The sequence below is a fragment of the Natrinema caseinilyticum genome (assembly GCF_024227435.1).
In the GTDB taxonomy this organism is placed as follows: Archaea; Halobacteriota; Halobacteria; order Halobacteriales; family Natrialbaceae; genus Natrinema; species Natrinema caseinilyticum.
This window is the reverse complement of sequence record NZ_CP100445.1, coordinates 783672-806809: the sequence shown is the minus strand read 5'-3', so window position 1 is coordinate 806809 and position 23138 is coordinate 783672. Positions and strand designations below refer to the sequence as shown.

Below are 23138 nucleotides of genomic sequence, written 5' to 3'. Positions count from 1 at the left end.
ATTTCACCACACATTTACCCTCATGCGAAGAAGGTGCGCTATGGATCGACGAACCGAGACGCCGCCTCCATCGGATCGGACGATGAGCTTCGACCGCCGACGTATTCTCGCGGACGGCGGCGACCCGGGGCCTGACACCGAGTCCGAGAGCGGGGACGGCTCCCACCATCCCGGTCCGCCGCGGTTCGTCACCGTCGGCGAGGGAATCGTCGACCCGAACGGGAACGAAATGGAGACGCGCGACGACCTCGCACCGTGGAATCCGGACGGCGAAGGGACGTACGCCTGGCACGTCCTCGAGTCGCCCGACGGATCGAACGCGACACCGACCGACGGCCCCGTCGCGGCGTTCGAACCGGACGTTTCTGGCGAGTACGCGCTCGCGCTCGAGGCACCTGACGGAACGCACGACGTGACGGTTCGCGCGTTTCCGGAGGCGGACGACGACGAGCCGCGACCGCAGGTCGAACTCGACGCGACGGTCGAGGAGGGGACGGTTCACCTCTCGACGACCGCGACCGTCGTCGGCGACGGCGATCCCACGGTCGAGTTCTACGTCGACGATCGGAACGATGTCGCGCTCGAGGAAGCCGGCACGAACGAGACGGACGGCACGAGTGCGACCGATGCGACGATTCCGGTCAGCGCGATCGACGAACCGGTCCGCGTCTACGCCGTCGCAGTGGCCGAGCGCCACTCCGTCCCCGACGCGATCGAGTTGGTTCCCGACGGCGACGAGACGGAAGACGGAAGCGTCACCGTCGAACGCCCCTTCGAACCCCCTGAGTGGGCAGTCGACGCGATCGTCTACGAAATCTTCACGCGCCGGTTCCCCGATCAGGACGCACCCACGTTCGAGACGATTGCGGAGCGACTCGATCACCTCGAAGACCTCGGGATCGACGTCCTCTGGCTATCGCCGTTTCTCGACGCGGAGAGCGGATTCGGGACGCCGATGGCGTTCGGTGGCCCCCACGGATACAACACGACCGATTACTTCAGCGTCGATCCGGACCTCGGATCGATGTCGGATTTCGAGGCGCTGGTCGACGCGTGCCACGACCGGGACATCAGGGTCGTCTTCGACCTCGTGATCAACCATACGTCGGAGACGCATCCCTTCTTCGAGGCCGCCGTCGACGAGACGCATCCGGACCACGAGCGGTACCGCGACTGGTATCGCTGGGAGGACTTCGACGAGCGAGACGCGGACACCTACTTCGGCTGGGACGGCATTCCGAATCTGAATTACGCCAATCCGGCGGTGAGGGAGTACCTGCTCTCGGTCGTCGACTTCTGGGCCGACACGGTCGACGGCTTCCGGGCCGACGTCGCCTGGGGCGTCCCCCTTTCCTTCTGGACGGAGGTCGCAGAGCGGCTGACGGGGACGAAAAGCGAGTTTTTCCTGCTGGACGAGACGCTCCCCTCGGACGTCGAAATGGGCGGCGGGCGATTCCACGTGCACCACGACGACGTTCTCCACGACACGCTCGAGGAACTCGGCGAATCGGGCGCCGGAGACGGTGCGTCGGAGTCGCCGTCGGTGACGGACGCGACCGAACCGCAGGAGGACGCGGTCGCGGACGAGTTTACCGATTCCGCGGCGGAGCTGGACACGACGACCGCCGAGGCGATTCTCGACGCGGTCGACGAACGGCGGCGTCGAGGCGCGCATCCGGCCTCGCAGTGGCTGCTGTACGTCGAGAACCACGACACGGACCGGTATCTCGCCGAATACGGCCGCGACGCACAACGGGCGGCCGCTGGCGCGACGTTCACCCTCCCCGGTTTGCCGATGCTCTACTACGGCCAGGAAACCGGCGTGACGGGGCGGCGCGATCCGATGAACTGGGGCGCGTTCGACGAGGATCTGCTCGAGTACTACCGGCGATTGATCGACCTCCGGACGTCACATCCCGCGTTGCAAGCCGGCGCCGAACTCGAGCGGATCGAGTACGACGCGGACACCGACGGCGCGGTCGCGTTCGCTCGAGCCGACCCCGAGAGTGGCTGTCGCGTCGTGGTCGCGCTTCACTTCGGTGACGGGGCGGCGACGGTCCGATTGGGAGACCCCGTCGATGGAACAGACCTCCTGACCGGCGGGTCCGTCTACGACGAAGACGGCGAAATCGAGGGCCGGTCACTTTCAGTCGACACCGCGGTCGTCGTCGAATGTCGGTGACGGCCTCACGCAGTGCCGCCGGCGCTACCCCGAACGGGAACCGCGACTCCCAGTACCGGTACCGGTAGCGATCCTTTCGGTGAACCTCCGCGAAACCTGAGTGTCACTGCCGAAACCGAATCAGTGCTGGTCGGTGACGATCGCGCTCGTGACGAGCAAGATGGTCAGTACGGCGAGTTCGAACGAGACGGTCCCGGAAACCCACAGCAAGACCGCGAGCGCGTTGAGACCGAGGGCGATTGTCGGAAACTGGTTGACGATTACGGTGGCCGGCGAGGTTGACGTCGCTTCCGCCTCCCTCTCGTCGGTTGAGTCGCTCCATTCGCCCTGGGTTTCGGTCCACGTCTCTCGGGCCTCGTCCGGCGCGACGAATTCGGTTCCGCAGCGTCGGCAGGTGATGTGGCGACTCGAAAAGGGGGCCGGATAGTCCGCCGGACAGTTCGGACAGAGGACGCGCTCGGATAGTGGCTCGGATTCCCCGTGCTCGGACATTCTCGGTGATTGTCGAGAGTTGCGAGCGCGACGATATATGCTTTCTCCGTCGAGATCAGAACGGCAGGCAACTTTTCTATTTGTGCCGGCCTATCATCCGTCGTCTGAGCTTGAGCTCGCACGTATTCAGATGTGATGACGGGCGTCAGAAGAGCTACTGACTTACCCCTCCATACCGCCGAAGGAGAGGCCGCTCTCGACGTAGCTCTGGGCGAAGAAGTAAATCAACGCAACGGGCAGGGCAAACAATATCGCAAACGCCGAGAACTGCGTCCATGGCGTCTCGAACCGTCCGCCAGTTGTGAGAGAGTATAGCTCGACCGATAGCGTGTAATTTTCCGGACTGAGCAACGTCTGCGCGATAATGAACTCGTTCCATCCTGCCAGGAAAGTAAAGACCAGAACGACGGCGATTCCGGGTTTCGACAGCGGCAAAATCACTTCGCGGATAACGTCCCATCGGCCTGCACCGTCGACGATAGCCGCTTCCTCGTAGGAAACGGGGATATTGTCCATGAAGGTCTTGAGCAGCCACGTGTTGAACGGAATCGCACTCGCCGCGTAAAACAGTCCAAGCACGAGGAGGTTGTTGTTCAACCCGAGATTGACGAAGAGCGCATACAGGGCGATCAACGTCGCGATCGAAAGGCCGGCACCGACCTGCGTAAACAGGACGTACCCGTAGAGGATTTTCTCGCGACCGATAAAGTTCCGCCGCGAGAGCGCGTACGCACCGGGGATAACGACCGACATCGACACGCTGACCGTTACGATGACGACGACCAGGCTGTTGACCAGCGCATCTCGAAATGCAGATTCGAAGATCACCCACCGGTACGCATCGAGATTGTAGGTCGATGGATCGGCGAATACTCCTTCGGAGCTCATGAGACCAGATCCCTGCGAGAGCGACGCTGTGACGACCCAGTAGACCGGGAACATCAGGATTACCAGAATGCCAATCGCACCGCCAGTTCCAGCAACCGTCTTGGCGGTGTCGATCGGATCTCGAGCGTAACTACTGACCTGTTGGTCGGCTTGCAATTCTGATTCGGATGACGTCATTATGCGTTCACCCCTTCGGCGAGGTCTCCTTTCTTTACCGCGAGCCACATGAACAGACCGATGAACGCGATGGCGGTCACCATGATTGCGGAACCGAACGCGTACTCGCTAAATTTGGTCGCTTCACGGTACCCGTATACGAGGAGGAGTTCGTTCTGACGAGCGGGACCGCCCTCGTTGAAGATCCACGGAATAAGGAACTGCTGAAACGATGTTGCTGCGGTCAGGATCGCGCCGAATAGAACCGGGCGTTTAATCGACGGGAGCGTAACGTGGCGGAACCGGTGGAGATACCCGGCACCGTCGACCTTCGCCGCATCGTGCAACTGCGCCGGGACGTCTTGAAGTGCGCTCACGATTATGATCACCATGAAGGGATACGCTAACCAGACTTCCGTCGAGATATACGCGAAGAACGCGCTCCATCTTCCAGATAGCCATGCGACCGGGACGTCGACGAGTAATACCTCCGGTGCGGATATCGTCGTGAAGACGATGATGGTATCGATGACACCGACCAGGCCGTTGATGGCGCTATTGTAGTAGTCGACAAACTGGTTCAGCGGACCGTAACGAGCAGAGCTGAACAGGCCACTCCAGACGGTGATCGTGAATATCGTCGGAAACCCCATCGGAATTATGACTGCCGCTCGCATGAAGCGTTTGCCTACCACTCGAGCGTGCGTCAAGACCATTGCAAGTCCAAGCGAGAGTGCGATCTTGACCACTAGACTCACCGCGACGAACAACCAGGTGATCGCGAACGAATTCCAGAAGTTCGGATCTGAATAGAGTTTGATGTAATTTTTGAGGCCGATCAGGTCCGAACCGCCACCAATAACCGTGCCCGCGTGAGTCGCGTCCGTCAGCGATAGGTAGACGAGGAACGTGATCGGGAACAGCATGAACGCAAAGAAGAGAACGAACCCGGGTAACACGAGTAAGAGGCCGAATAGATCGGAATCCTCCGTGCGATCGGGAAGCAGCTGCTGCCCGTGGTCGGACACGCGTCTGAAGAACGATGATGTTGACATAAAGTATTCGTTTCAGGTGCAGTTAATTATTCCCAACGGCTACGAATCTCGTCGGCAGCCGCCGACATCGCTTTATCGGGTTCTTTCTGCCCGTTGAATATCTGCTGAAGTCCGCTCTCTAACGGCGTCCACACGGTGTCGATGCGTGGATCGGATGGCATCGGTGTTCCCATCGCGACTGTCTTAGCAAACGTTGCAACGTCGTCGCCGAGTTCGTCGGACTCGGTGTAGTCCTTGTGAACGGGGATCAGGCCATGCTCCTGGGCATTGCCCAGGATGACGTCTTCGTTAGTCGTATACCACTCGGCCCACTCGACGGTCGTGTTGAGCGATGCGTCACTTGCGCCGTTGAGCTGGGACGTAAAGTACCACGTCTGCACGCCCGTGTAGGGGTTCGGACTGCCGCCTTCGATATCGGGAAGCGGCGCAACAGTCGCGTCGACACCGCTGTCACGGAAGCCGCTTAGTTGCCACGGCCCGTTGATTGCAAACGGTGCGTTGCCGTCGGCGAACGGCGGCATTTGCTCCGCATATTTCGTCGCCTCCGCGACGTACGGCCAGATGGAATTCTGAAGCAGTTCGATCCCTTCAATGAACGCGTCGTCTTCGATCCCGACATCGCGACTCTCCTCGTCGTAGATCTTTCCGCCGAATGCTTGCAAAAACGCGCTGACGAAGTACGCCGTTTTCGGCGGACATGAGAGCCCCCACTTGCTGTTTTCGGGGTCGTGGTGGTCCTCCATGATAGCGACCATCTCCGAGAGCGTTTCTGGTGGCTGCTCGACGAGTTCGGGATTGTACATGAGCGACACTGTCTCGGATGCGTAGGGAAGTCCGTAGACACCGTCGTTCCATTGCACTGCGGACGCGGCGTTTTCGGTATACGTTCCCGCGAGGTCAACTTCGACATCGTCTTTCGCGTTGTACACGAAATCCTGACTTTCGTACTTGCCGATACGGTCATGTGCCCACGGGAAGGTGTGGGGACCGTCCCCCGCCGGAATTGCCGTCTTTAGTTGCTTTTTGACATCCGAGAGGTTCTCGGAATGCATCTTGTCGTCTCGACCCTCGTTGAACGTCTCGAGGTGCTTATCGAGGGTTTTCTGTTCTCCTTCGGTAAACTGATTCCAGAGTACCGTCTCCTGTTCGCCGCCGCCGCCGAGCGTTTCGCCGAGACACCCAGCGACCGAAAGCGTTGCGACCCCTCCTATCCCCGTTAGTACGTTCCTGCGATTCGCTGTCATAGCAAACAGTGATGAATAATATCTTCATATATTTAATTGTTGGGGTGGTGATTCACTCGATCAGACTGAAACGGCGTCATAAGAGCTCAATTGGCCTATATCGTCCGTTTTCGAAAAAGTCTACGTTCCGTCTACGACTACGTCGGTTTGGAATTTCGCTAGCTGTCGCCTCATTACCCTGCGCAAGTGTCATTAGAAATACTAGAAACTGCTCTCCAATATATTTGGTGTAATTTTACTTCTCAAATTCGGATTTTTGGGAAAAGGTTTTACGCCCCCTCATCGAAAGAACAGGGAAATGGCACGAGTAACGGTCGAATCGCTACGGAAGGAATACGACACCGGGTCGGTCGTTGCCGTCGACGACCTCGACCTCGAGATCGAAAATGGCGAGTTCGTCACCGTCGTTGGACCGTCCGGCTGTGGGAAGACGACGACGCTTCGGATGTTATCCGGGCTCGAGCAACCGACGTCCGGGAGCATTCAGATCGGCGGCGAGGACGTCACGGACGTCCACGCGAAAAACCGGGACGTCGCGATGGTGTTCCAGAACTACGCGCTGTATCCCCACAAGACGGTTTTCGAGAACATGGAATTCGGGCTCCGGATGAGTACCGACATGGGCGAGACGGAACGGGAACGGCGGGTCGTCGAAACGGCCGAGATGATGGACATCGAGGACCTGCTCGAAGACAAGCCGGACGAACTCTCCGGTGGCCAGAAACAGCGCGTCGCGCTCGGGCGCGCGATCGTCAGGGAGCCGGATCTGTTCCTGTTCGACGAACCGCTCAGCAACCTCGACGCCAAACTCCGAACGAGCATGCGCGCGGAGATCCAGCGTCTCCAGAACGAACTCGAGATCACGGCCGTCTACGTGACGCACGATCAACACGAGGCGATGACGATGGGCGATCGAATCGTCGTTCTCGACGGCGGCGAGCTGCAACAGCAGGGTCGACCGACCGAGGTCTACAAAAATCCCGTCAACGAGTTCGTCGGCGGCTTCATCGGATCACCGTCGATGAACTTCGTCGACGTCGGGGTCGAATCGACCGGCTCCCGAGTGCACCTCACGGGTGCCGACGGCGCATTCGAATTCTCCCTCTCGACGTCCTACATCGACAACCGCAAGGACGCACTCGACTCGAGTCGGTATACGCTCGGAGTCAGACCGGAGGATGTCGAACTGGCGAGCAACGGGACGGCGAACGCGATAACGGCGACGGTCGACGTGGTCGAACCCGTCGGCTCCGACAACTTCCTCCATCTCGACGTGAACAACGAGTTCATCGCTCGTGTCGACTCGGACGCGGACCTCGCACCGGGCGATCGAGTGACGATCACCTTCGACGAAGCCGATATCCACCTGTTCGATTCCGAAACTGGCCGTAACGTCTTCGCCAGCACACGTGACGCCCCAGCCGTCACCTCCTGAACCGCGGACGGGGATCGGAACGGATCAGAAACAGTACTGCGGGTCTCGAACCTCTTCTGCTCGCGCGGACCGAAATCGTCGGTCTCGAGGCGTCGAGTGCGCTCTGACGGTCAGTCCCGAACGGGAGTGTGGTCTCCGGTATCGGCGAGCGACGACGAGGGCGCCTCGAGAGCGCTGGCCGTCGCGAGCCTGATCGCGTGGGGCCAGCCGAGCGGCGTTGCGCTGTCCGCCGTTCCGTCGTCGAACAGTTGCTCGGGGAGGTACCCGCCGGGTCGCCGGAGCGGTCCGCCGGGCCCGACGAGCGCGAGTAGGGTTCGACCGTACTCGTCGAACGCCCCGGCTTCGTCGCGGTCGTTCGTCGCCAGGAGTTCGCTCAGATCGATGGCGGCGCGAGCGCCCCACGCCGTCGTCACGGTCCAGATCTTTTCGGCGTCCTGTTCGCGGACTCGCCAGGGATCGCCCTCGAAGCGAGCGAGTCCTTCGATCGGTCCATCCGGGTCCCGATAGAGACCGTCGAGCGTCGTTTCGACGTGTGACACGAGGCGGTCGAGTCGCTCGTCGTCGACGCCGACGAGTCCGTCGTACTCTAGATGGGCCGTGGCCAACGCGAGCGTACTCCCGTCGAGTCGCTCGTCTAATTCGTCGCCGGCTACCCGCATGGCGTAGACGCCACGATCGGCTACCCAGAGGTCGTCGAGAGCCGCGTAGATGTCTCGCGCGCGTTCTCGCGCTCGCGTTGCGAGCGCGTCGTCGACCGGCGCTCGAGCGATCGCCGTGTACGCCTCGAGAAACGTCGCCGCCGTGTGAACGAAGCGGCCCGTCATGTTCTCCCAGGCGTTCTGGACCTGCCCGGGGAGACCATCGGCTTCGAGGGAATCGTCCAACCCATCGAGAGCGGCCGCGATCGTCTCCCGTACCTGTTCGTCCGCGGGATCGACGTGCCGGAGGTACGTCGCGAGAAACGACGCCACGCTCGCCGACTGATCCGCCTGGTACTCGTCGGAGTCGCCTTCTTCCAGTCGACCGTGGGCCCAGCCGGGGGCGAGTTCGCCGTTGTGTGGCCAGACGCGATGGGGCCAGGTACCGTCCCCCAGTTGGGTCTCGCCGTAGAAGCGAGCGCTCTTTTGGTGCCACTCCTCGAGCCCGAGCCCCAACCGCAGATCGGCATCCAGCAGAAACTGGGCGATTTCGGCGTCGTCGCGGAACCAGGTGTAGCCGTACCCACCGGAGTACCGGTAGAACGGGTCGAACTCGGGGCCGGCCATCCGTGCACCCGTCGGCGCGCGCAACAGCGCGAGCGCACGGAGGTCCGAAAATCCGCCCTCGATGCAGCGATCGGGAGCGAGCAGCCGGTCGCGAGCCTGCGCCTGGCCCGCCTCGAGTATCGCGTCGGTGCTTTCGTGATCGATCGCGGCGGCCCGGACGCGCTCGAGTGCGTCGGTTCGGTCGCCGTCGTCCGAAAGCAGCGTCGCAATCGTCGCGCTCGGCGAGGACCCGGACAACGCCAGTTCGGTCATCACGATCGGGCTGAGACGGGCTTCCTCGTAGCGGTCGTCCGCCTGTGAGCGCGGAAAGTCGGCCGGTTCCGCAGCCAGTAGCTCGCCGAAGCGTTCGGGAACCTGTCCGGTTACGGTCAGTCCGGTCGACGCTGCGAGAAAATCGTGTTCGGTGTCGTGGTGAACCTCGACGGCGTCGCCGTGCCAAAGTTGGCCGATCCGCCCCGCCCGTCCCTCGGGAGCGAATCCAAAACACGCGTGAATACTCGCGTCGTCGCTCGAGGGACCATCCGCGAGCGTGAAGTGGGTCAGGTGGAACCGACCGATCGTAACATCGTACTGGACGCACGTCGATTCGCCGACGGTGTGGGTCGTCTCGACGATCGCGGTGTTCTCGACGTATCGCTGATCGCCATCCTCTCCGTCGAACCAGTGGACGTCCCCGTCTGTGGCGAGTCCGAATCTGGACCGGTCGATCCCCGCCAGGCCGGAGAGCGGATACGAGTAATCCCTGACCGATCCATCGGGGGCGACGTGAACGAGCCGTTCGTCGAGTCCGGAGAAGAGTCCCGTCGTCGACCTGCGCTCGCCGGGAAACCGCTGTGGGTCCCCCTGCGAACGCTTGTAGTCGTTGAGGGCACCGTGTAATTCCATCGTTTTCTCAGATCACTCCCGAAGCAATAAACTTTGTTGAAAAATCTATTCCTACTTTTTGGCGAGCTGCCCGGGTTACGTAAAAGCAAAACGATAGGAAGACGCCGTTCCGGCAAGGAACTGTTGAACCAGGACATCGGGTACGGGCCCCGAATCGACGTGAGAGACCAAGCTTATTTTACATCGAGCCTACAATCTTTGAAGTACCGAATACTCATGGATGACGACGAGCTAGCCGGGTTGCTCGAGCGATTCGGCCTCTCGGAGAAGGAGACTGACACGTACCTGGCGATTCTCGAACAGGGGGAGGCGAAAGCCAGCACGATAGCCGATGCCGCCGACGTCTCGAAGCGCTACGTCTACAGCATCAGCGAGGAACTCGAGAAGCGCGGCTTCGTCGAAGTCGACGATCACTCGGTGCCGACCGTGATTCGCCCGGTCCAGCCAGAAACCGTCGTCGAACGACTCACCGAAAGCGTCGAAGAGATCGAACCGGAACTCCAGACGCGGTACACGTCGACCGAGCGCTCCGGCGAACAGTTCGAGGTGATCAAGTCACGGCAGACGGTGCTCAAACGAATCGAGAGCATGCTCGCCGGTGCCGAAACGGAAGTGACCCTCTCGTTGCCGGCGGCCGTCCTCCCGCGAATCCGCTCGACGCTCGAGGCGACGGTCGAACGGGGAGTTCTCGTCCTCCTCCTGCTCGGTGCGACGGAGGGCGATCAGGACATCGCGTCGCTTGCCGGCTCGGCCAGTACCGTTCGCACGTGGGACGCGCTCGTGCCGACGATGGTGACTGTCGACGGCCACCACGGGCTGCTCGCACCCAGTCAGATACTGACGACGTCCACGAGCGACACGCGGGCGATCGCCCTCTCTCAGGACCAGCTGGTTCCCGTCCTCGCCGGCTCGTTCCTGGCGAACTACTGGCCGACGGCCGAAGAGCGATACGTCACGACACCGAACGAACTTCCGTGCACGTACGACGGATTCCGGAGTGCGGTCTTTCAGATCGCCCTCCATCGTGCAACTGACACCCGAATCGAAGCGTCCGTCACCGGCTCGCCGGTCGGCGACCGGGACATCCCGTCGTCGTTTACCGGAGAGGTCGTCAACGTCCGACAGAGCCTCGTTCGACCGGTCACGTCGACGCTTCCGATCGAGAACGCGTTCGAACTCGAGGTCGACGGCGACCGGTACACCGTCGGCGGCACCGGCGCGTTCCTCGAAGACTTCGAAGCCGAGTCGGTTACCATCCGGGCCGTAGAGGAGTGAACGGCGAGACGACGGAACGGCAGCTGTTTTTTCGGTTGTGAGTAAATTTATTTATCACGGGCTCCGAACGCCACGTATGAGGGAACGTTCCGCGACGACGATCGTTCGTGAAATGACTGGATGTCCAGTACCGCCCGTCGGCGGCCGCCGAAACGGTGTGGGTGGCGACAGATGACCGCGAAATCCGCAACGAGAGAGCGGATCGTCGACAGCGGCGTCATCGCGGTCCTCCGTGGCATCGACGAAGACCGCATCGTCCCGGTCGCCCGCGCGATCCACGACGCGGGTGTCGACGCACTCGAGATTACGGCCGACGGGGCCCATACGGCAGCGAAGATAGCCGCCGTCGACCGAGAACTCGCGGACACGGACGCAGTCGTCGGCGCGGGAACGGTTCTCGACGTGCCGACTGCACAGTCGGTAATCGACGCGGGGGCATCGTTCGTCGTGTCGCCGCACACCGACGCGGACGTCGTTCGGACCTGCAATCGACTGGGCACGCTCGTCGCACCGGGGGTTATGACACCCACTGAAGCGGTGAGCGCGATGGAGGCCGGTGCCGACCTCCTCAAACTGTTCCCCGCCTCGACGGTCGGCCCCGAACACATCGGTGCGCTCTCGGGACCGCTCGGAGACGTCGACATCGTTCCCACGGGCGGCGTCTCGCGCGAGACGGTCGACGCGTTCTTCGATGCGGGCGCCGTCGCGGTCGGTGCTGGCGGTGCGATCGTCGACGACGAGGCCGTCGCTGCCGGTGACTTCGATCGCGTCCGGGAAACGGCTGCCTCGTTTCTCGAGGCGGTCGAGTCAGCACGGGACCACTAGAGGCGCGGCGAGGGCCATCGCCGTCGACGAACGGATCGCCATAGACAGCCATCAGCCGCGGTCTGACAGGCTGCTCGTGCTGGTTATCGTTTTATGGTACTCGTCGGGGTCGCTACGTGCGTGACCTCAAATCGGTCTACTCGCAGACAGGTGCTCCGAACGGTCGGGATCGCCACGGCGGTCGGTCTGGGCGGGTCCGGTGTCGCCTCGAGCGCGGCGGTTCAGGGCGACGGATCCGGCGATTCCACCGACAGTCCGTACACCGAGGCGTATCGCAACACCATCGAGTCCGTCGTACTGGTCACCGTCTCGGGGACGGGCGGCGGTCGTGGCGGCGGTGGCGGCCTCGGGTCCGGATTCGTCATCGACGATCAGCACGTCGTGACCAACAACCACGTGATCCAGAGCACGACCGACGGCGGCATCGAGATTCAGTTCAGCAATCAGGAGTGGCGAACCGCGTCGATCGTCGGGACGGACGCGTACGCCGACCTCGCCGTCCTCCGTGTCGAAGATATGCCCGACGTTACCGGGCTCTCGTTCGTCGACTCCGAACCCGCAATCGGCCGCGAGGTCCTCGTACTCGGCAATCCGCTCGGACTCGACGCCTCGATATCGCAGGGGATCGTCAGCGGCGTCGATCGGGTGCTTCCCAGCCCGTCCGGCTTCTCGGTTCCGGCCGCGATTCAGACCGACGCGTCGGTCAACCCCGGCAACAGCGGCGGCCCGTTGGTGAACCTCGAGGGCGACGTCCTCGGGGTCGTCTTCGCCGGTGCGTCCCAGACGATCGGGTTCGCGATCTCGGCGCAGCTCGCGAACCGGATCGTCCCCGCACTGATCGAAGACGGGACGTACGAACATCCCTACATGGGAATCGGCGTGCGACCCGTCGGCCCGGACATCGCCGAGGCGGTCGGTCTCGAAGAGGCGGGCGGCGTGCTGGTCGTCGAAGTCGTTCCGGACTCGCCGGCCGATGGCGTTCTCCAACCCGCACGCAGCGATCAACCGGCGAGCGGGGACGTGATCGTGGCAATCAACGATCAGGAGATCCCGAATCAAGCACAGCTGATGTCGTATCTCGCTCTCGAGACCTCGCCAGGTGAGACGATCCAACTCGAGATCGTCCGCGATGGCGACGTCCGGACCGTCGATCTGACGCTCGCCCCACGTCCGGACTCCGACGGACCGCGGATTCCGATCCCCGGTGGCCCGGGGAGACGACCGCCGGCGTCGAGACCCTGAGAGACGGTGGCGAACCCAGTTCGGCCCGCGTCTCCCGATTTCTCTGCTCGACGGTTCTGACCCCGCGTCCCGTTTCCGTGTCGCCACTGCTCCCCGAACGTCTCGCTTTCGTGGGGCTCCCCTCCTCGTGTGATACCCGTTTCGGGTTCGAAGCTCGAGGACGTCAGTGGCCAGGTGAGGGGAACGGCGGTCGCGCGGGTCGCTCGTGCGTGTGTCGACGACGACGGGGACGGTCACGGGGCCTCGACGGTCACGCCGACCGTCCGTCCCCGAACGACGGGTTGCAACCACAGCGGGACACGAAAGACAGATAAAAGACCCTACGCTGTGAATAGACAGATATGGACGTTCCGTACGACCTGACCTCGTACGTCCGGGTGTTGAAGATGGCGACGACACCCACTACCGAGGAGTTCCTCCAGGTGTCGAAAATCGCCGGTGCAGGTATCATTGTGATCGGTCTCGTCGGGTTCCTGATCGGCGCGATCATGGTGTTACTGACCAACGGTGGTGGCGTTTAATGGGCATCTTCGCTGTCAAAACGACGGCGAGCCAGGAGCGCACCGTCGCCGACATGATCATCAATCGCGAAGAACCGGAGATCCACGCCGCACTCGCACCCGACTCGCTGACGTCCTACGTCATGGTCGAAGCGGAAGGGAACGCGGTGTTAGAACGCGTCCTCGAGGACATACCGCACGCGCGTAGCATCGTTCCCGGGGAGTCGGATATCTCGGAGGTCGAACACTTCCTCTCGCCGAAACCCGACGTCGAAGGGATCGCCGAGGGGGACATCGTCGAACTCATCGCCGGCCCCTTCAAGGGAGAGAAAGCGCAGGTGCAACGCATCGACGAGGGCAAAGATCAGGTCACGGTCGAACTGTACGAGGCGACGGTTCCGATTCCGGTGACGGTTCGAGGCGACCAGATTCGCGTGCTGGATTCCGACGAACGGTAACGAGTCCGGTTTTTTCGGTGTGTACCCGCCGGGTGACCACCGGTTGCGTTTCGAACGATACGTCGTGAGGAGCGGGTGCTGACTCGTCCTGTGGCGGTGCGAGGGCGGCCGGCGAGCACGTGTCGGTCCGCGTCGATCAGCGTCGCACGCCGAATTTCGACGACCGGGTCTCCGTCGACCGCCTTCGCGAAACGGGGGCTTGGTTCGTAGAGAGCGGTTTCGACGGGTTCCCGAGCGGACGCGGTCTGGGGGAACGCGACGCTCGAGTGACGACGAAACGGTCACGACACCCGTTTCGTCCGCTCCCCGGCTGGGATCACGTACTCGTGCGATTCTATCACATCGTGGGGGAGAATCGATGGGTCGATACGTTCACCGACCGGGTTCATAAAATAGCTCTCCGACAGGGAAGTAAAACTATATCCATTGGTAATGTATCGTGGTGTGTTCGCGCTCGTCTCGCGAACGGTTCACAATGACAGCTGACGACTGTACGAACTCGATTGCGGAGACTAGGACCGAATCGCCGACCGTCTCGAGACGGCGGCTGTTGCTCTCGACGGCGACGGCAGTCGTCGCAGGAACCGGCCTGAGCGTTCGATCTGGGCCGGTCGCCGCCGATAGCGACCAGATCGTGGAACTGGACTTCCGCGACGGGAGACCCTCGGTCTCGGACGCGCCCCAGGGAGAGGACGAAGTCGTGTTCAACGTCCACGGGTACACGGCCTCGTCCGAGAGCGTCAGTGCGGCGAAACGGTTCCGGAACACGGCCAGACAACTCGGCTACACCGAAACCGTCACCGCAGTCACGTGGGACGACAGCGGCGACCCCGAGACGGCCATCGCGAGCGCGAGGGAGACTGGCGATACGTTCGCCCGGTGGCTCGCGGAGTACACGACGGAGTGTCGGGATACCACGATTCGTATCCTCGGCCACTCGATGGGGGGTATCGTCCAGATGGAGACGCTCGCCGGCATCGACGGCTCGTTCACGGTCGAAACGGCCGACAGTATCGGCTCGTACGCCGTCGCCGACGGGCCCTGTAAAGACGGTCCGTTCTACGACCCGATCCGAAACTCGGCGGCGGCGGTTCGAAACTACTACTCGACGAACGACGGGATCGCTCGCCTCGGAAGCGGCCCGGCAGCCTGCGGCGCCACGTCTTGCGGAGACACGACGCCGCCGAACTACTGGGACGTCGACGTGAGCGCCTCGGTCTCGAACCACGTCGCGTACAAGAGCAGCCGAAGCTGTGTCTCTCGGATCCTCGAGAACTACGACTAGCCCGACGAACTCGACGGTTCGTTATCGTTTTAGCTCAGCCGCGATCGCCTGCATGTCTGCGACCGATTCGATCTCCTCGAGTAACGCTTCGCGCTCTCGGACCGCCTCGGAGCTGGCGCCGTAGGCGCGGACGTACTCGGCACGGCTGTGCTCGGTAAAGGAGTGGCGAATTGCGAGGTAGCCGTCCGGGACGATGGTCCCGCAGACTTCGCACTCGCGGCGCTGGTGTTCCGTCGCCTGATGGACGACGGCCGATTCGACGTCCTCGAATACCGATCCGCAGCCGTCGATTCCGCATTCCCAGGCCATACGATGACGGAGTTCTACGCGCAGCCATAATTATCCTTTCGCCGCCGAGTTCGTCGGCCCGTATACATGTGCCGATAAACCTTCGGCGGTCGGATCCCAATGCGGACGCAATGCCGGCGACTAGCAGGACCGAACTGGTGTCCTTCGATGCTGATGCGGTGCGCCGAGCCGTTCAGGAAACCGTATCCGGACCATTGTACGCGTTTTGCGAATACAACACGGCGTCGTTTCGACCGCTGTTTCTCGACGCGGACACCCTCTCGATGTACGAGAGTCGCGATGCGATGCTCGATCACTTCGAGACGATCCACACGAACGTCCACATGGATTTCATGCAGATCAAACTCTTTCGGAACACGCTGTTTCCGGACGCCGAGCGCGTCGAGTACATCACGACTGCGATGGACATACTGAAGATCCTCAGGTGTACGTCGGCGACGACGGCCTGTTCATTTCGATCGATCGGGACGAACCGGTGGTCCCGATCGTAGACACGATCAAGGCCACCGTCGAATGGCCGGCAAACCAGAATTCATAACTCGACTGTCCCGAAAGTAAGCCTCGTGACCGACGGAGTGACGCACCGGGTCGACTGTCACGTGAAAGTGCTCACCGACCGCGTGGTCGAACGGGCAACCAGGGCCGGCCTCGACGCGATCGTCTACGCCCCTCACTTCACCCGTCTCCCGGAGATCCGCGAGCGTGCAGCGGCCTACTCGACCGACGACCTGCTCGTGATCCCCGCTCGCGAGGTCTTTACCGGATCGTGGCGGAATCGACGTCACGTCCTCGCGATCGGCCTCGAGGAACCGGTGCCGGATTTCATCCCGCTCGAGGCGGCGATGGCCGAGTTCGATCGGCAGGATGCGGCGGTGCTCGTTCCGCATCCGACGTTCGCAACCGTGAGTCTCGGCGAATCCGATCTGCGTGCGCACGCGGAGACTATCGACGCGGTCGAGATTTTCAACCCGAAACATCTGCCGTCGCACAACCGCCGCGCACGCGGTCTCGCCGAGACGCTTTCGATGCCGCCCTTTACGTCGTCGTACGCCCACCTCCCGCGTTCTGTCGGCGTGGCTCACACCGCATTCGAGACGGCTTTCGAAACCGAGGCCGATTTCACAACGGCGCTCAAGGATGGGGTGGCACGTACGGTCGTCTACGAGAACGGCCTCGAGCGATGGCGAACGACCGCGACGGAACTCGGCCACCTCGTCTACGAGAATACGTGGAAGAAAGTCGATCGGCTGTTTCTTTCGGGAACGGAGCCGACCCACCCACAGCACATCGCCTACGACGGGCGATTCGACGACGTCGCTGTCTACTGATCGACGCGTCACTCGGGATGCGATACCCGAACGCGGGAGTCGGCTCGAGGGGTTCGCTCTGTCTCCGCGGTTCTGGGCCGTCGGGGCCGTCCATCCGACGCGGTCTGGCTGACGATATCGTTTTACACGGGGTGGGAGAACGGTGGAGCATGACCGTCAGGAACTGGCAGCCGATCGGTTCGGGAGGGACCACCGGAGTTGGTTCGCGGTGAGAGACTTTTCCAATCACGCGACGGATCGTCCACCAGGCCAGGACGTCGAAATTACCGGTCTCGAAGCGGCAGTCGTCGAGGGGAACTTCGAGTGGAATCTCGTGAAGGTCCACACCGACGCCGGTGTCACGGGCATCGGCGAAGCGTATCGCGGCGGCGGCGTCCCGGAACTCGTCGAGTACGCGAACCGATTTCTCGTCGGCGAAAACCCGCTGGACGTCGAGCGGTTGTTCCGATACATCGTCCAGGAGATGTCGGGACACGGGGGGACGACGGGAAAGGTCGTCACCGCCGCATCGGGTATCGAAATCGCGCTGTGGGACGCCGCCGGTAAACTTCTCGATGTGCCGGTGTACCAGCTTCTCGGCTCTCGGTACCGCGACCGGGTCCGAATCTACTGCGACTGCCACGCGGGCGAAGCGTACTCGGTCGACGAGGGCGGCTTCACGGAGTACGGCGACGCGGACGCGTACACGCCGTCGGCGTACGCCGCCGAGGCCGAGCGGGTCGTGGACATGGGCTTCGACGCGATCAAGTTCGATCTCGACATGGCGAGTGACAACGACCCGGATCCGTACAACGGCCGCCTGTCGAACGCGGCGCTCTCGCACAAGGTCGCGGTCGTCGACGCCGTCCGCGAAGCGATCGGCGACGAGATCGATCTCGCCTTCGATTGTCACTGGGATTACACCGTCGAGAGCGCAACCCGCCTGGCGCGAGCGCTCGAGCCGTACGATCTGCTGTGGCTCGAAGACGTCGTGCCGCCGGAAGAGACCGGGGCTCAGCGCGAGGTTGCCCGTCGGACGGCGACGCCGCTTGCCACCGGTGAGAACAGATTCCGCGTCCACGAACTGACCGAACTGCTCGAGGACTACGCGGTCGACGTGATTACGCCGGATCCGACGACGTGTGGCGGCCTCGCTGAGTCGAAGCGCGTCGCCGACCGCGCAGAGGAGCGCTACATTCCGTTCTCACCGCACAACGTCTGTAGCCCCGTGGGGACGATGGCGTGCGTACACCTCTGTGCGGCCGTCCCCAACGCCGACGTGCTCGAGTATCACGCGCTCGAGGTGGACTGGTGGGACGAGTTGCTCGCCCGCGAGGAACCGCTCATCGAGGACGGGTTCGTCGAGGTGCCGACGGAACCGGGCCTCGGTATCGAACTGGACGAAACGGTCGTCGATGAGCACCTGCTGCCCGGGACCGACGGATTCGATTGAGTCGCGCTAGGGCTCGTCCGACCGACCTCCGGGATCGGACTCGGGAGACGATTCGGTGACCGCGGAGAGCGTCTCCGCGACCCGGTCCCAGTGACTGCCCCGCCAGAAGTGCTGGTCGCAGTCGCGACAGCGCCACACCTCGAGTTCCGCCGGGTTCGGCGCGTACTCCGGCGTCGCGGCCGTCGGATCGACTCGTTCGAGCGGCCCGTTACACCGCCCGCAGAACGCCGGTTCGCTCGCGAGCGCGAGATCGATCCCCGCCGCGGCGAGTTCCGCGAGCTGGTCCGTGACGTCCCGTGACTCGAGCAGGATCGACTCGTTCGCACGGCCCGCGAGCGTCGTATCGCGCGTGAGGACCGTCCGGCCCTCGTGGCGAGCGACGGCGAGCACGTCGTCGTCGGCCTCGAGTCCGCGATCGCCTGCGTAGACGGTGTCGTGGTTACACATCCGCAGGTACGAGACGACACCGCCGCACATGACGTCGACGAGGAGTTTCATGAGGTGATTGAGGGTCGTGGATGGCTGTCGGGCGATGAACGAGATCGGTCGCCTCAGTGGAGGAACTCGACGATCCGCTCTTCGTTCCAGGTGTTTATCACGTCGCCAGGCTCGGCCCAGCCGCGCCGCGCAGTGTGGACGCCCCAGCGAATGTACTCGAGCGTCGACGGCTGGTGGGAGTCGGTATCGATCGCGATCTTCGCGCCTTCCTCGAGGGCGGCCTGAACGGCACTGCCCCAGAGATCGAGTCGGCGGGGATCGCTGTTGACCTCGAGGGCGGTCTCGTGTTCGGCGGCGGCGCGTGCGAGTGCCGTCACGTCGTAATCGAGTCCGGAGCGCTGGTTGAGCAAGCGGCCGCTCGGGTGACCGAGCACGTCGATCGCCGGGTTCTCGACGGCGCGGACGAGACGCTCGGTGGCGGTTTCTGCGTCCTGATCGAGCGCGCTGTGGGGCGACGCGACGATCACGTCCAGCGCGTCGATCACCTCGTCGGAGAGGCCGATCTCGCCGTCGGCGTCGACGTTCGCCTCGATTCCGGCGAAGACCGCGATCCCGGTTTCGGCGTCGACGTCGCGGATCGCGTCGACCTGCTCTACGATCTCTTCGTCCGAGAGCCCCATTCCCCCGACGACGCCGGGGCCCTCCGCGTGATCGGCGATCCCGTAGTAGTCGTAGCCGCGCTCCGCGGCGGCCGCGACCATTTCGGAGATCGTGTTGTTGCCGTCGGACCACTCCGTGTGGGTGTGCAAGTCGCCGCGGACGTCCTCACGCGTAATCAAGTTCGGGAGGTCGCCGTTCTCCGCGGCGGCGATCTCACCTCGATTCTCGCGAAGTTCGGGCGGCATCCACGGCAGTCCGAGTGCGTCGTACATCCCTTCCTCGGTTTCGCCCGCGACCCGCTCGCCGACGCGCTGTCCGGCATCGGGATCGTCGATCTCGCTGACGTCGAACGCCCCGTACTCGTTCAACTTCATTCCGCGGTCGATCGCGTAGTTCCGCAGGCTGACGTTGTGGTCCTTGCTCCCGGTGAAGTACTGCAGCGCGGAGCCGAACTCCTCGGGGACGACGACGCGCAGGTCGACCCGAATTTCGCCGACGCGGACGCTGGCCTTCTCCGGCCCGGATTCGATCTCGTCGTCGACCGAGTCCCAGGCGACGAACTCCTCGATCACCGCCTCGTTGTCGGTCGTCGACGCGAGGACGTCCACGTCGCCGATCGTCTCGCGCCACCGGCGGATCGACCCCGCGACCTCGCAGCGCTCGACTCCCTCGATCGACTCGAGAAACGAAAGGACGTCGTCCGCGAGCGGACGCGCCTCGCCGAGCAACTGGCGCTGCCCGACGGTACGAGCGAACTCGAGGTTGCCGAGGATGTTCTCTTCCGTCTTCGGCCCGAACCCTTTGACCGACTGTACCTCCCCGGCTTCGGCGGCCGCCTCGAGGTCGTCTAACGTCTGCACGCCGAGTTCCCGATAGAGTTTGCCGGCGGTCTTGGGACCGACACCTTCGATCCGAGTGATGTCGGCCATGTCGATCGGCAGTTCGGCCCGCAGTTCCTCGAGTTCCTCGATCTCGCCGGTCTCGACGTACTCGATTATCTTCGAGGAGATCGCGTCGCCGACGCCCTCGATGTTCTCGACGGCCTCGTGGTCGCCCGCCGCGACGCGGTCGGCGATCGGCGACGGAAAGGCGCGGACGTTCTCCGCCGCGCGCCGGTACGCGCGGGGCTTGTACTCGACGTCGTCGGCCTCGAGCAGGTCGGCGAACTCCTCGAATCGGGCGGCCAGTTCGGCGTTCGTCGTCATCGTCGCCTCCGCGCGGCGGCGTCGTCGTCCTGCCCGAGCGCTTTCTTCAGGAACGACATCCAGCGCTTGCGGTCCTGGGCCTGCTGGACCTTCTGCTCGCGCTCTAGGTCCGTCGGGCCCAGGCTCTCGAGGGCGTTCAGCGCGCGATCGATCCCGATGATGCTCGCGGCGAGGTCTTCGCCCTCCTCGCGGCTGATCTCGCCCTCCTCGATCAGGTCGAGTCGCTCGAGGCGTTCGCGCCGAAGGTTCTTTTTCGCCTGCTCGACGCGGTCGCGCTCGCCGGAGGGAACCGTCTCGCGGCGCTTGATCTCGAAGACGAACGTCCGGAGGTCGATCTCCTCCCCCTGGACCGTGATCGTCTCCGGGATGTCCGCGCCGACGGTCGCGCCCTCGCGCTCGACCCGCTCGAGCAGTTGCTTTCGCTCGTACTCTTGCACGCCTCGATATGGGAGACGGGGAGGCAAAAATGTGCAGTTCGTCGGGACGTTCGGCATCGAACCGGGAGGCAAACGACGACGGAGCGGTGCCGAAGGCGTCTCGAGGTGAGCACCCGAACCCCAAATCCCTTAGCTACTCCGCACATACCCCCGGTCAATGGCAAAGTGCGACGTGTGTGGGAAGAACGAAAATATGCCGTACAACTGTCGGCACTGTGGTGGTACCTACTGTGCGGACCATCGACTCCCCGAGAACCACGACTGCTCCGGGCTCCAGAACTGGAACGACCCGAAGGGCGTCTTCGACAGCGGGTTCGACGATAGCGTCGACAGCGGAAGTACATCGAGAGTCTCGAGTCTCGCGAGTAAGATCCCGATAAATACCGGTGCGGGTGGACCGCTCGCGTACTTCCGCGGGAACATGACGTACACGTTCCTCGCGTTGATGTGGCTGACGTTCCTCGCGCAACTGATCGTCGGGATATTCGCATCTTCGTCCCTCTACGAGTCCTTGTTCCTCCTGACGTCGTGGAACGTCGAGTACGTCTGGACGTGGGTCACGTCCATCTTTGCCCACAGCCCGGGCAATTTCATGCACATCGTCGGGAACAGTATCGTGATATTCTTCTTCGGGCCGCTCGTCGAGCGCTACGTCGGCTCGCGGAACTTCGCGATCCTGTTCATCGTCAGTGGCGTACTCGCTGGGCTTGGACAGGTGTTGATCTCGGCTGCCCAGGGTGATCCGACCGCCGTTCTCGGCGCCAGCGGTGCGGCTCTCGCCATACTCGGCGTCCTGACGGTTCTGAATCCGGGCCTCAAAGTGTATCTCTACTTTTTGCTTCCGGTCCCGATCTGGTTGCTTACGGCCGGGTACGCGCTCTTCAGCGTCTTCTTCTTGGCGGGCGGCGGAGGCGGTAACATCGCCCACATGGCCCACCTCGTGGGCCTCGTGATCGGCCTCGCCTACGGCCAGTACGTCAAGAATAATCGGAACATCGGCGCACCGAGCAGCCTCGAGTTCGGCGGTGGTCCCGGAGGCCCCGGAGGACCAGGCGGCCCCGGCGGTCGCCGCCGGTTCTGAGCGCACGCCCACACCCGCCGATGCCGTCGAAACCCCGCAACTGATTTTCCCGCGCCGTCTACCTCGAGCAACCCGATGAGTACCCCGCGCCCAGACCTCGTCCCCGACCCCGGTCTCTCCCGCGAGGAGATGGAAGCCCTCCAGCGCGAGATCGCCTCGGCCGCCGTCTTCGCGGACGACTTCGCGTTCGACCCCGCCGCGATTTCGAACCCGCTTGAGGCCGCGGCTACCGGAACCGAGCCGCCGGTCGTCGCCGGCGTCGACCAGTCGTTTCTCACGAACGAGGACGGAGACCAGGACCGCGCCCTGAGCGCCGTCGTCGCCATGCGCGGCGGCGAGGTGATCGAACGCGTCCACGCGGTGACCCCCCTCGAGATCCCTTACATCCCCGGTCTCCTCTCGTTCCGCGAGGGCGGCCCGATCCTCGCGGCGCTCGAGGAGTTGTCCGTCGAGCCGGATCTGCTTCTCTTCGACGGAAACGGCCGGATCCACTTCCGACAGGCCGGGATCGCGACCCACATGGGGGTCGTTCGGGACGTGCCAAGTATCGGCGTCGCGAAGAGCCTCCTCTGTGGGACGCCGCGGGAGGATATCGACGAGTTACTTGAGGGCTCGAGGGTCCCCATCGACGCGAACTCGCGGGTCGACGCGCCCGACGGCACCTGCATCGGCTACGCCGTCCAGACGCGCCAGTACGATTCGCCGAACCGGTACATCAACCCGGTGTACGTCAGTTCGGGCCACCGCGTGGGCCCCGAGACGGCGACCGACGTGGTTCTCGAACTGACCTCGTCGTACAAGCTCCCGGAGCCGATCCGATTGGCGGATCAGTACGCCGACGAAGCCAAGAAATTACTCGACGGGTGAGCCGTCTCGCGTCCACAGCCCACAGTTCCTCGGCCAACCACTGATCACAGCCCGCCGACCGACCGTCCGCGACGGGTGGGAATGAAAGGGGCCGGCTGGCCCGAGGAACCCGGGCGACGCACGCACCGCTGGGAACGAGCGACGCGAGTGACCGAGGAGCGCAGCGAGCCCTGGGACTCGAGCCAACCGGGGGC

The 23138-nt window shown here is 63.3% G+C and carries 22 protein-coding genes; 13 read left to right on the top strand and 9 right to left on the bottom strand.

From position 1 onward, the window contains the following. Nucleotides 1-40 precede the first annotated feature (40 nt). Nucleotides 41-2182: an alpha-amylase family glycosyl hydrolase gene (locus tag NJT13_RS03910; protein WP_254524184.1), complete on the top strand. Its 2142-nt coding sequence runs from the start codon at nucleotides 41-43 to the stop codon at nucleotides 2180-2182. 120 nt (nucleotides 2183-2302) lie between these two features. On the opposite strand, the gene NJT13_RS03905 is transcribed toward NJT13_RS03910, so the two are convergent. From NJT13_RS03905 to NJT13_RS03890, 4 genes are all read right to left on the bottom strand, one after another. Further along, a complete protein-coding gene (locus NJT13_RS03905) occupies nucleotides 2303-2674 on the bottom strand; it encodes a hypothetical protein (protein ID WP_254524182.1) in 372 nt (123 codons plus the stop codon). A gap of 162 nt (nucleotides 2675-2836) precedes the next feature. Further along, nucleotides 2837-3739: a sugar ABC transporter permease gene (locus tag NJT13_RS03900; RefSeq protein ID WP_254524180.1), complete on the bottom strand. Its 903-nt coding sequence runs from the start codon at nucleotides 3737-3739 to the stop codon at nucleotides 2837-2839. Beyond that, nucleotides 3739-4773: a carbohydrate ABC transporter permease gene (locus tag NJT13_RS03895; protein ID WP_254524179.1), complete on the bottom strand. Its 1035-nt coding sequence runs from the start codon at nucleotides 4771-4773 to the stop codon at nucleotides 3739-3741. Before NJT13_RS03895 ends, NJT13_RS03900 begins: the two co-directional genes overlap by 1 nt. Before the next feature lie 26 nt (nucleotides 4774-4799). Next, a complete protein-coding gene (locus tag NJT13_RS03890) occupies nucleotides 4800-6017 on the bottom strand; it encodes an extracellular solute-binding protein (RefSeq protein WP_254524177.1) in 1218 nt (405 codons plus the stop codon). A 298-nt stretch (nucleotides 6018-6315) separates the two neighbouring features. On the opposite strand from NJT13_RS03890, the gene NJT13_RS03885 reads away from it, so the two are divergent. Next, on the top strand, nucleotides 6316-7452 hold the full coding sequence (locus tag NJT13_RS03885) for an ABC transporter ATP-binding protein (protein ID WP_254524176.1): 1137 nt from the start codon (nucleotides 6316-6318) through the stop codon (nucleotides 7450-7452). Between the two features lie 110 nt (nucleotides 7453-7562). Here NJT13_RS03885 and NJT13_RS03880 read toward each other — a convergent pair whose 3' ends face one another. After that, nucleotides 7563-9602, bottom strand: coding sequence for a DUF7997 domain-containing protein (locus NJT13_RS03880; protein ID WP_254524175.1), 2040 nt, complete (start codon nucleotides 9600-9602; stop codon nucleotides 7563-7565). Between the two features lie 216 nt (nucleotides 9603-9818). On the opposite strand from NJT13_RS03880, the gene NJT13_RS03875 reads away from it, so the two are divergent. From NJT13_RS03875 to NJT13_RS03850, 6 genes are all read left to right on the top strand, one after another. Continuing rightward, nucleotides 9819-10877 (top strand): TrmB family transcriptional regulator, encoded by a 1059-nt coding sequence (locus NJT13_RS03875; RefSeq protein WP_254524174.1) that lies wholly within the window; start codon nucleotides 9819-9821, stop codon nucleotides 10875-10877. 171 nt (nucleotides 10878-11048) lie between these two features. Further along, nucleotides 11049-11702 (top strand): bifunctional 4-hydroxy-2-oxoglutarate aldolase/2-dehydro-3-deoxy-phosphogluconate aldolase, encoded by a 654-nt coding sequence (locus tag NJT13_RS03870; RefSeq protein WP_254524172.1) that lies wholly within the window; start codon nucleotides 11049-11051, stop codon nucleotides 11700-11702. Between the two features lie 93 nt (nucleotides 11703-11795). Further along, nucleotides 11796-12944 carry a S1C family serine protease gene (locus NJT13_RS03865; protein WP_254524171.1) on the top strand — a complete coding sequence of 383 codons (1149 nt, stop codon included), beginning with the start codon at nucleotides 11796-11798 and terminating at the stop codon, nucleotides 12942-12944. A gap of 341 nt (nucleotides 12945-13285) precedes the next feature. Next, complete coding sequence (locus NJT13_RS03860; protein ID WP_254524170.1) at nucleotides 13286-13465, top strand: protein translocase SEC61 complex subunit gamma; 180 nt, start codon at nucleotides 13286-13288, stop codon at nucleotides 13463-13465. Further along, entirely contained in the window at nucleotides 13465-13902 is a 438-nt protein-coding gene (locus NJT13_RS03855) for a transcription elongation factor Spt5 (RefSeq protein ID WP_179259903.1), read from the top strand. Before NJT13_RS03860 ends, NJT13_RS03855 begins: the two co-directional genes overlap by 1 nt. Nucleotides 13903-14377: 475 nt before the next feature. Next, nucleotides 14378-15187, top strand: coding sequence for an alpha/beta hydrolase (locus NJT13_RS03850; protein WP_254524169.1), 810 nt, complete (start codon nucleotides 14378-14380; stop codon nucleotides 15185-15187). Nucleotides 15188-15208: 21 nt separating this feature from the next. Here NJT13_RS03850 and NJT13_RS03845 read toward each other — a convergent pair whose 3' ends face one another. Continuing rightward, a complete protein-coding gene (locus NJT13_RS03845; protein WP_254524167.1) occupies nucleotides 15209-15496 on the bottom strand; it encodes a DUF7565 family protein in 288 nt (95 codons plus the stop codon). Nucleotides 15497-15606: 110 nt separating this feature from the next. On the opposite strand from NJT13_RS03845, the gene NJT13_RS03840 reads away from it, so the two are divergent. From NJT13_RS03840 to NJT13_RS03830, 3 genes are all read left to right on the top strand, one after another. Then, complete coding sequence (locus NJT13_RS03840; protein WP_254524166.1) at nucleotides 15607-15987, top strand: hypothetical protein; 381 nt, start codon at nucleotides 15607-15609, stop codon at nucleotides 15985-15987. 84 nt (nucleotides 15988-16071) lie between these two features. Continuing rightward, nucleotides 16072-16824: a PHP domain-containing protein gene (locus tag NJT13_RS03835; RefSeq protein WP_254525376.1), complete on the top strand. Its 753-nt coding sequence runs from the start codon at nucleotides 16072-16074 to the stop codon at nucleotides 16822-16824. A gap of 208 nt (nucleotides 16825-17032) precedes the next feature. Beyond that, nucleotides 17033-18256 (top strand): mandelate racemase/muconate lactonizing enzyme family protein, encoded by a 1224-nt coding sequence (locus tag NJT13_RS03830; RefSeq protein WP_254524165.1) that lies wholly within the window; start codon nucleotides 17033-17035, stop codon nucleotides 18254-18256. Between the two features lie 6 nt (nucleotides 18257-18262). Here the strand turns inward: NJT13_RS03830 and NJT13_RS03825 are convergent, their stop codons facing one another. The 3 genes from NJT13_RS03825 to NJT13_RS03815 are packed head-to-tail and all read right to left on the bottom strand — an operon-like array spanning nucleotide 18263 to nucleotide 20996. Then, complete coding sequence (locus tag NJT13_RS03825) at nucleotides 18263-18754, bottom strand: Mut7-C RNAse domain-containing protein (RefSeq protein ID WP_254524163.1); 492 nt, start codon at nucleotides 18752-18754, stop codon at nucleotides 18263-18265. 53 nt (nucleotides 18755-18807) lie between these two features. Next, nucleotides 18808-20559 (bottom strand): DNA polymerase/3'-5' exonuclease PolX, encoded by a 1752-nt coding sequence (gene polX / locus NJT13_RS03820; protein ID WP_254524162.1) that lies wholly within the window; start codon nucleotides 20557-20559, stop codon nucleotides 18808-18810. Next, nucleotides 20556-20996 carry a DUF5788 family protein gene (locus NJT13_RS03815; RefSeq protein ID WP_254524160.1) on the bottom strand — a complete coding sequence of 147 codons (441 nt, stop codon included), beginning with the start codon at nucleotides 20994-20996 and terminating at the stop codon, nucleotides 20556-20558. Before NJT13_RS03815 ends, polX begins: the two co-directional genes overlap by 4 nt. A 157-nt stretch (nucleotides 20997-21153) precedes the next feature. On the opposite strand from NJT13_RS03815, the gene NJT13_RS03810 reads away from it, so the two are divergent. Beyond that, a complete protein-coding gene (locus NJT13_RS03810) occupies nucleotides 21154-22077 on the top strand; it encodes a rhomboid family intramembrane serine protease (RefSeq protein WP_254524158.1) in 924 nt (307 codons plus the stop codon). Nucleotides 22078-22152: 75 nt separating this feature from the next. After that, nucleotides 22153-22944, top strand: coding sequence for an endonuclease V (locus NJT13_RS03805; RefSeq protein WP_254524157.1), 792 nt, complete (start codon nucleotides 22153-22155; stop codon nucleotides 22942-22944). Nucleotides 22945-23138: the final 194 nt, after the last annotated feature.

What these genes read in the sequence shown, in the direction of transcription:
- NJT13_RS03900 (WP_254524180.1), bottom strand. Translation starts at nt 3,739, where the DNA reads ATGACGTCATCCGAATCAGAATTGCAAGCCGACCAACAGGTCAGTAGT.
- NJT13_RS03825 (WP_254524163.1), bottom strand. Translation starts at nt 18,754, where the DNA reads ATGAAACTCCTCGTCGACGTCATGTGCGGCGGTGTCGTCTCGTACCTG.
- NJT13_RS03880 (WP_254524175.1), bottom strand. Translation starts at nt 9,602, where the DNA reads ATGGAATTACACGGTGCCCTCAACGACTACAAGCGTTCGCAGGGGGAC.
- NJT13_RS03810 (WP_254524158.1), top strand. Translation starts at nt 21,154, where the DNA reads ATGGCAAAGTGCGACGTGTGTGGGAAGAACGAAAATATGCCGTACAAC.
- NJT13_RS03855 (WP_179259903.1), top strand. Translation starts at nt 13,465, where the DNA reads ATGGGCATCTTCGCTGTCAAAACGACGGCGAGCCAGGAGCGCACCGTC.
- NJT13_RS03905 (WP_254524182.1), bottom strand. Translation starts at nt 2,674, where the DNA reads ATGTCCGAGCACGGGGAATCCGAGCCACTATCCGAGCGCGTCCTCTGT.
- NJT13_RS03870 (WP_254524172.1), top strand. Translation starts at nt 11,049, where the DNA reads ATGACCGCGAAATCCGCAACGAGAGAGCGGATCGTCGACAGCGGCGTC.
- NJT13_RS03850 (WP_254524169.1), top strand. Translation starts at nt 14,378, where the DNA reads ATGACAGCTGACGACTGTACGAACTCGATTGCGGAGACTAGGACCGAA.
- NJT13_RS03885 (WP_254524176.1), top strand. Translation starts at nt 6,316, where the DNA reads ATGGCACGAGTAACGGTCGAATCGCTACGGAAGGAATACGACACCGGG.
- NJT13_RS03805 (WP_254524157.1), top strand. Translation starts at nt 22,153, where the DNA reads ATGAGTACCCCGCGCCCAGACCTCGTCCCCGACCCCGGTCTCTCCCGC.
- NJT13_RS03875 (WP_254524174.1), top strand. Translation starts at nt 9,819, where the DNA reads ATGGATGACGACGAGCTAGCCGGGTTGCTCGAGCGATTCGGCCTCTCG.
- NJT13_RS03840 (WP_254524166.1), top strand. Translation starts at nt 15,607, where the DNA reads ATGCCGGCGACTAGCAGGACCGAACTGGTGTCCTTCGATGCTGATGCG.
- NJT13_RS03895 (WP_254524179.1), bottom strand. Translation starts at nt 4,773, where the DNA reads ATGTCAACATCATCGTTCTTCAGACGCGTGTCCGACCACGGGCAGCAG.
- NJT13_RS03845 (WP_254524167.1), bottom strand. Translation starts at nt 15,496, where the DNA reads ATGGCCTGGGAATGCGGAATCGACGGCTGCGGATCGGTATTCGAGGAC.
- polX (WP_254524162.1), bottom strand. Translation starts at nt 20,559, where the DNA reads ATGACGACGAACGCCGAACTGGCCGCCCGATTCGAGGAGTTCGCCGAC.
- NJT13_RS03910 (WP_254524184.1), top strand. Translation starts at nt 41, where the DNA reads ATGGATCGACGAACCGAGACGCCGCCTCCATCGGATCGGACGATGAGC.
- NJT13_RS03890 (WP_254524177.1), bottom strand. Translation starts at nt 6,017, where the DNA reads ATGACAGCGAATCGCAGGAACGTACTAACGGGGATAGGAGGGGTCGCA.
- NJT13_RS03860 (WP_254524170.1), top strand. Translation starts at nt 13,286, where the DNA reads ATGGACGTTCCGTACGACCTGACCTCGTACGTCCGGGTGTTGAAGATG.
- NJT13_RS03865 (WP_254524171.1), top strand. Translation starts at nt 11,796, where the DNA reads ATGGTACTCGTCGGGGTCGCTACGTGCGTGACCTCAAATCGGTCTACT.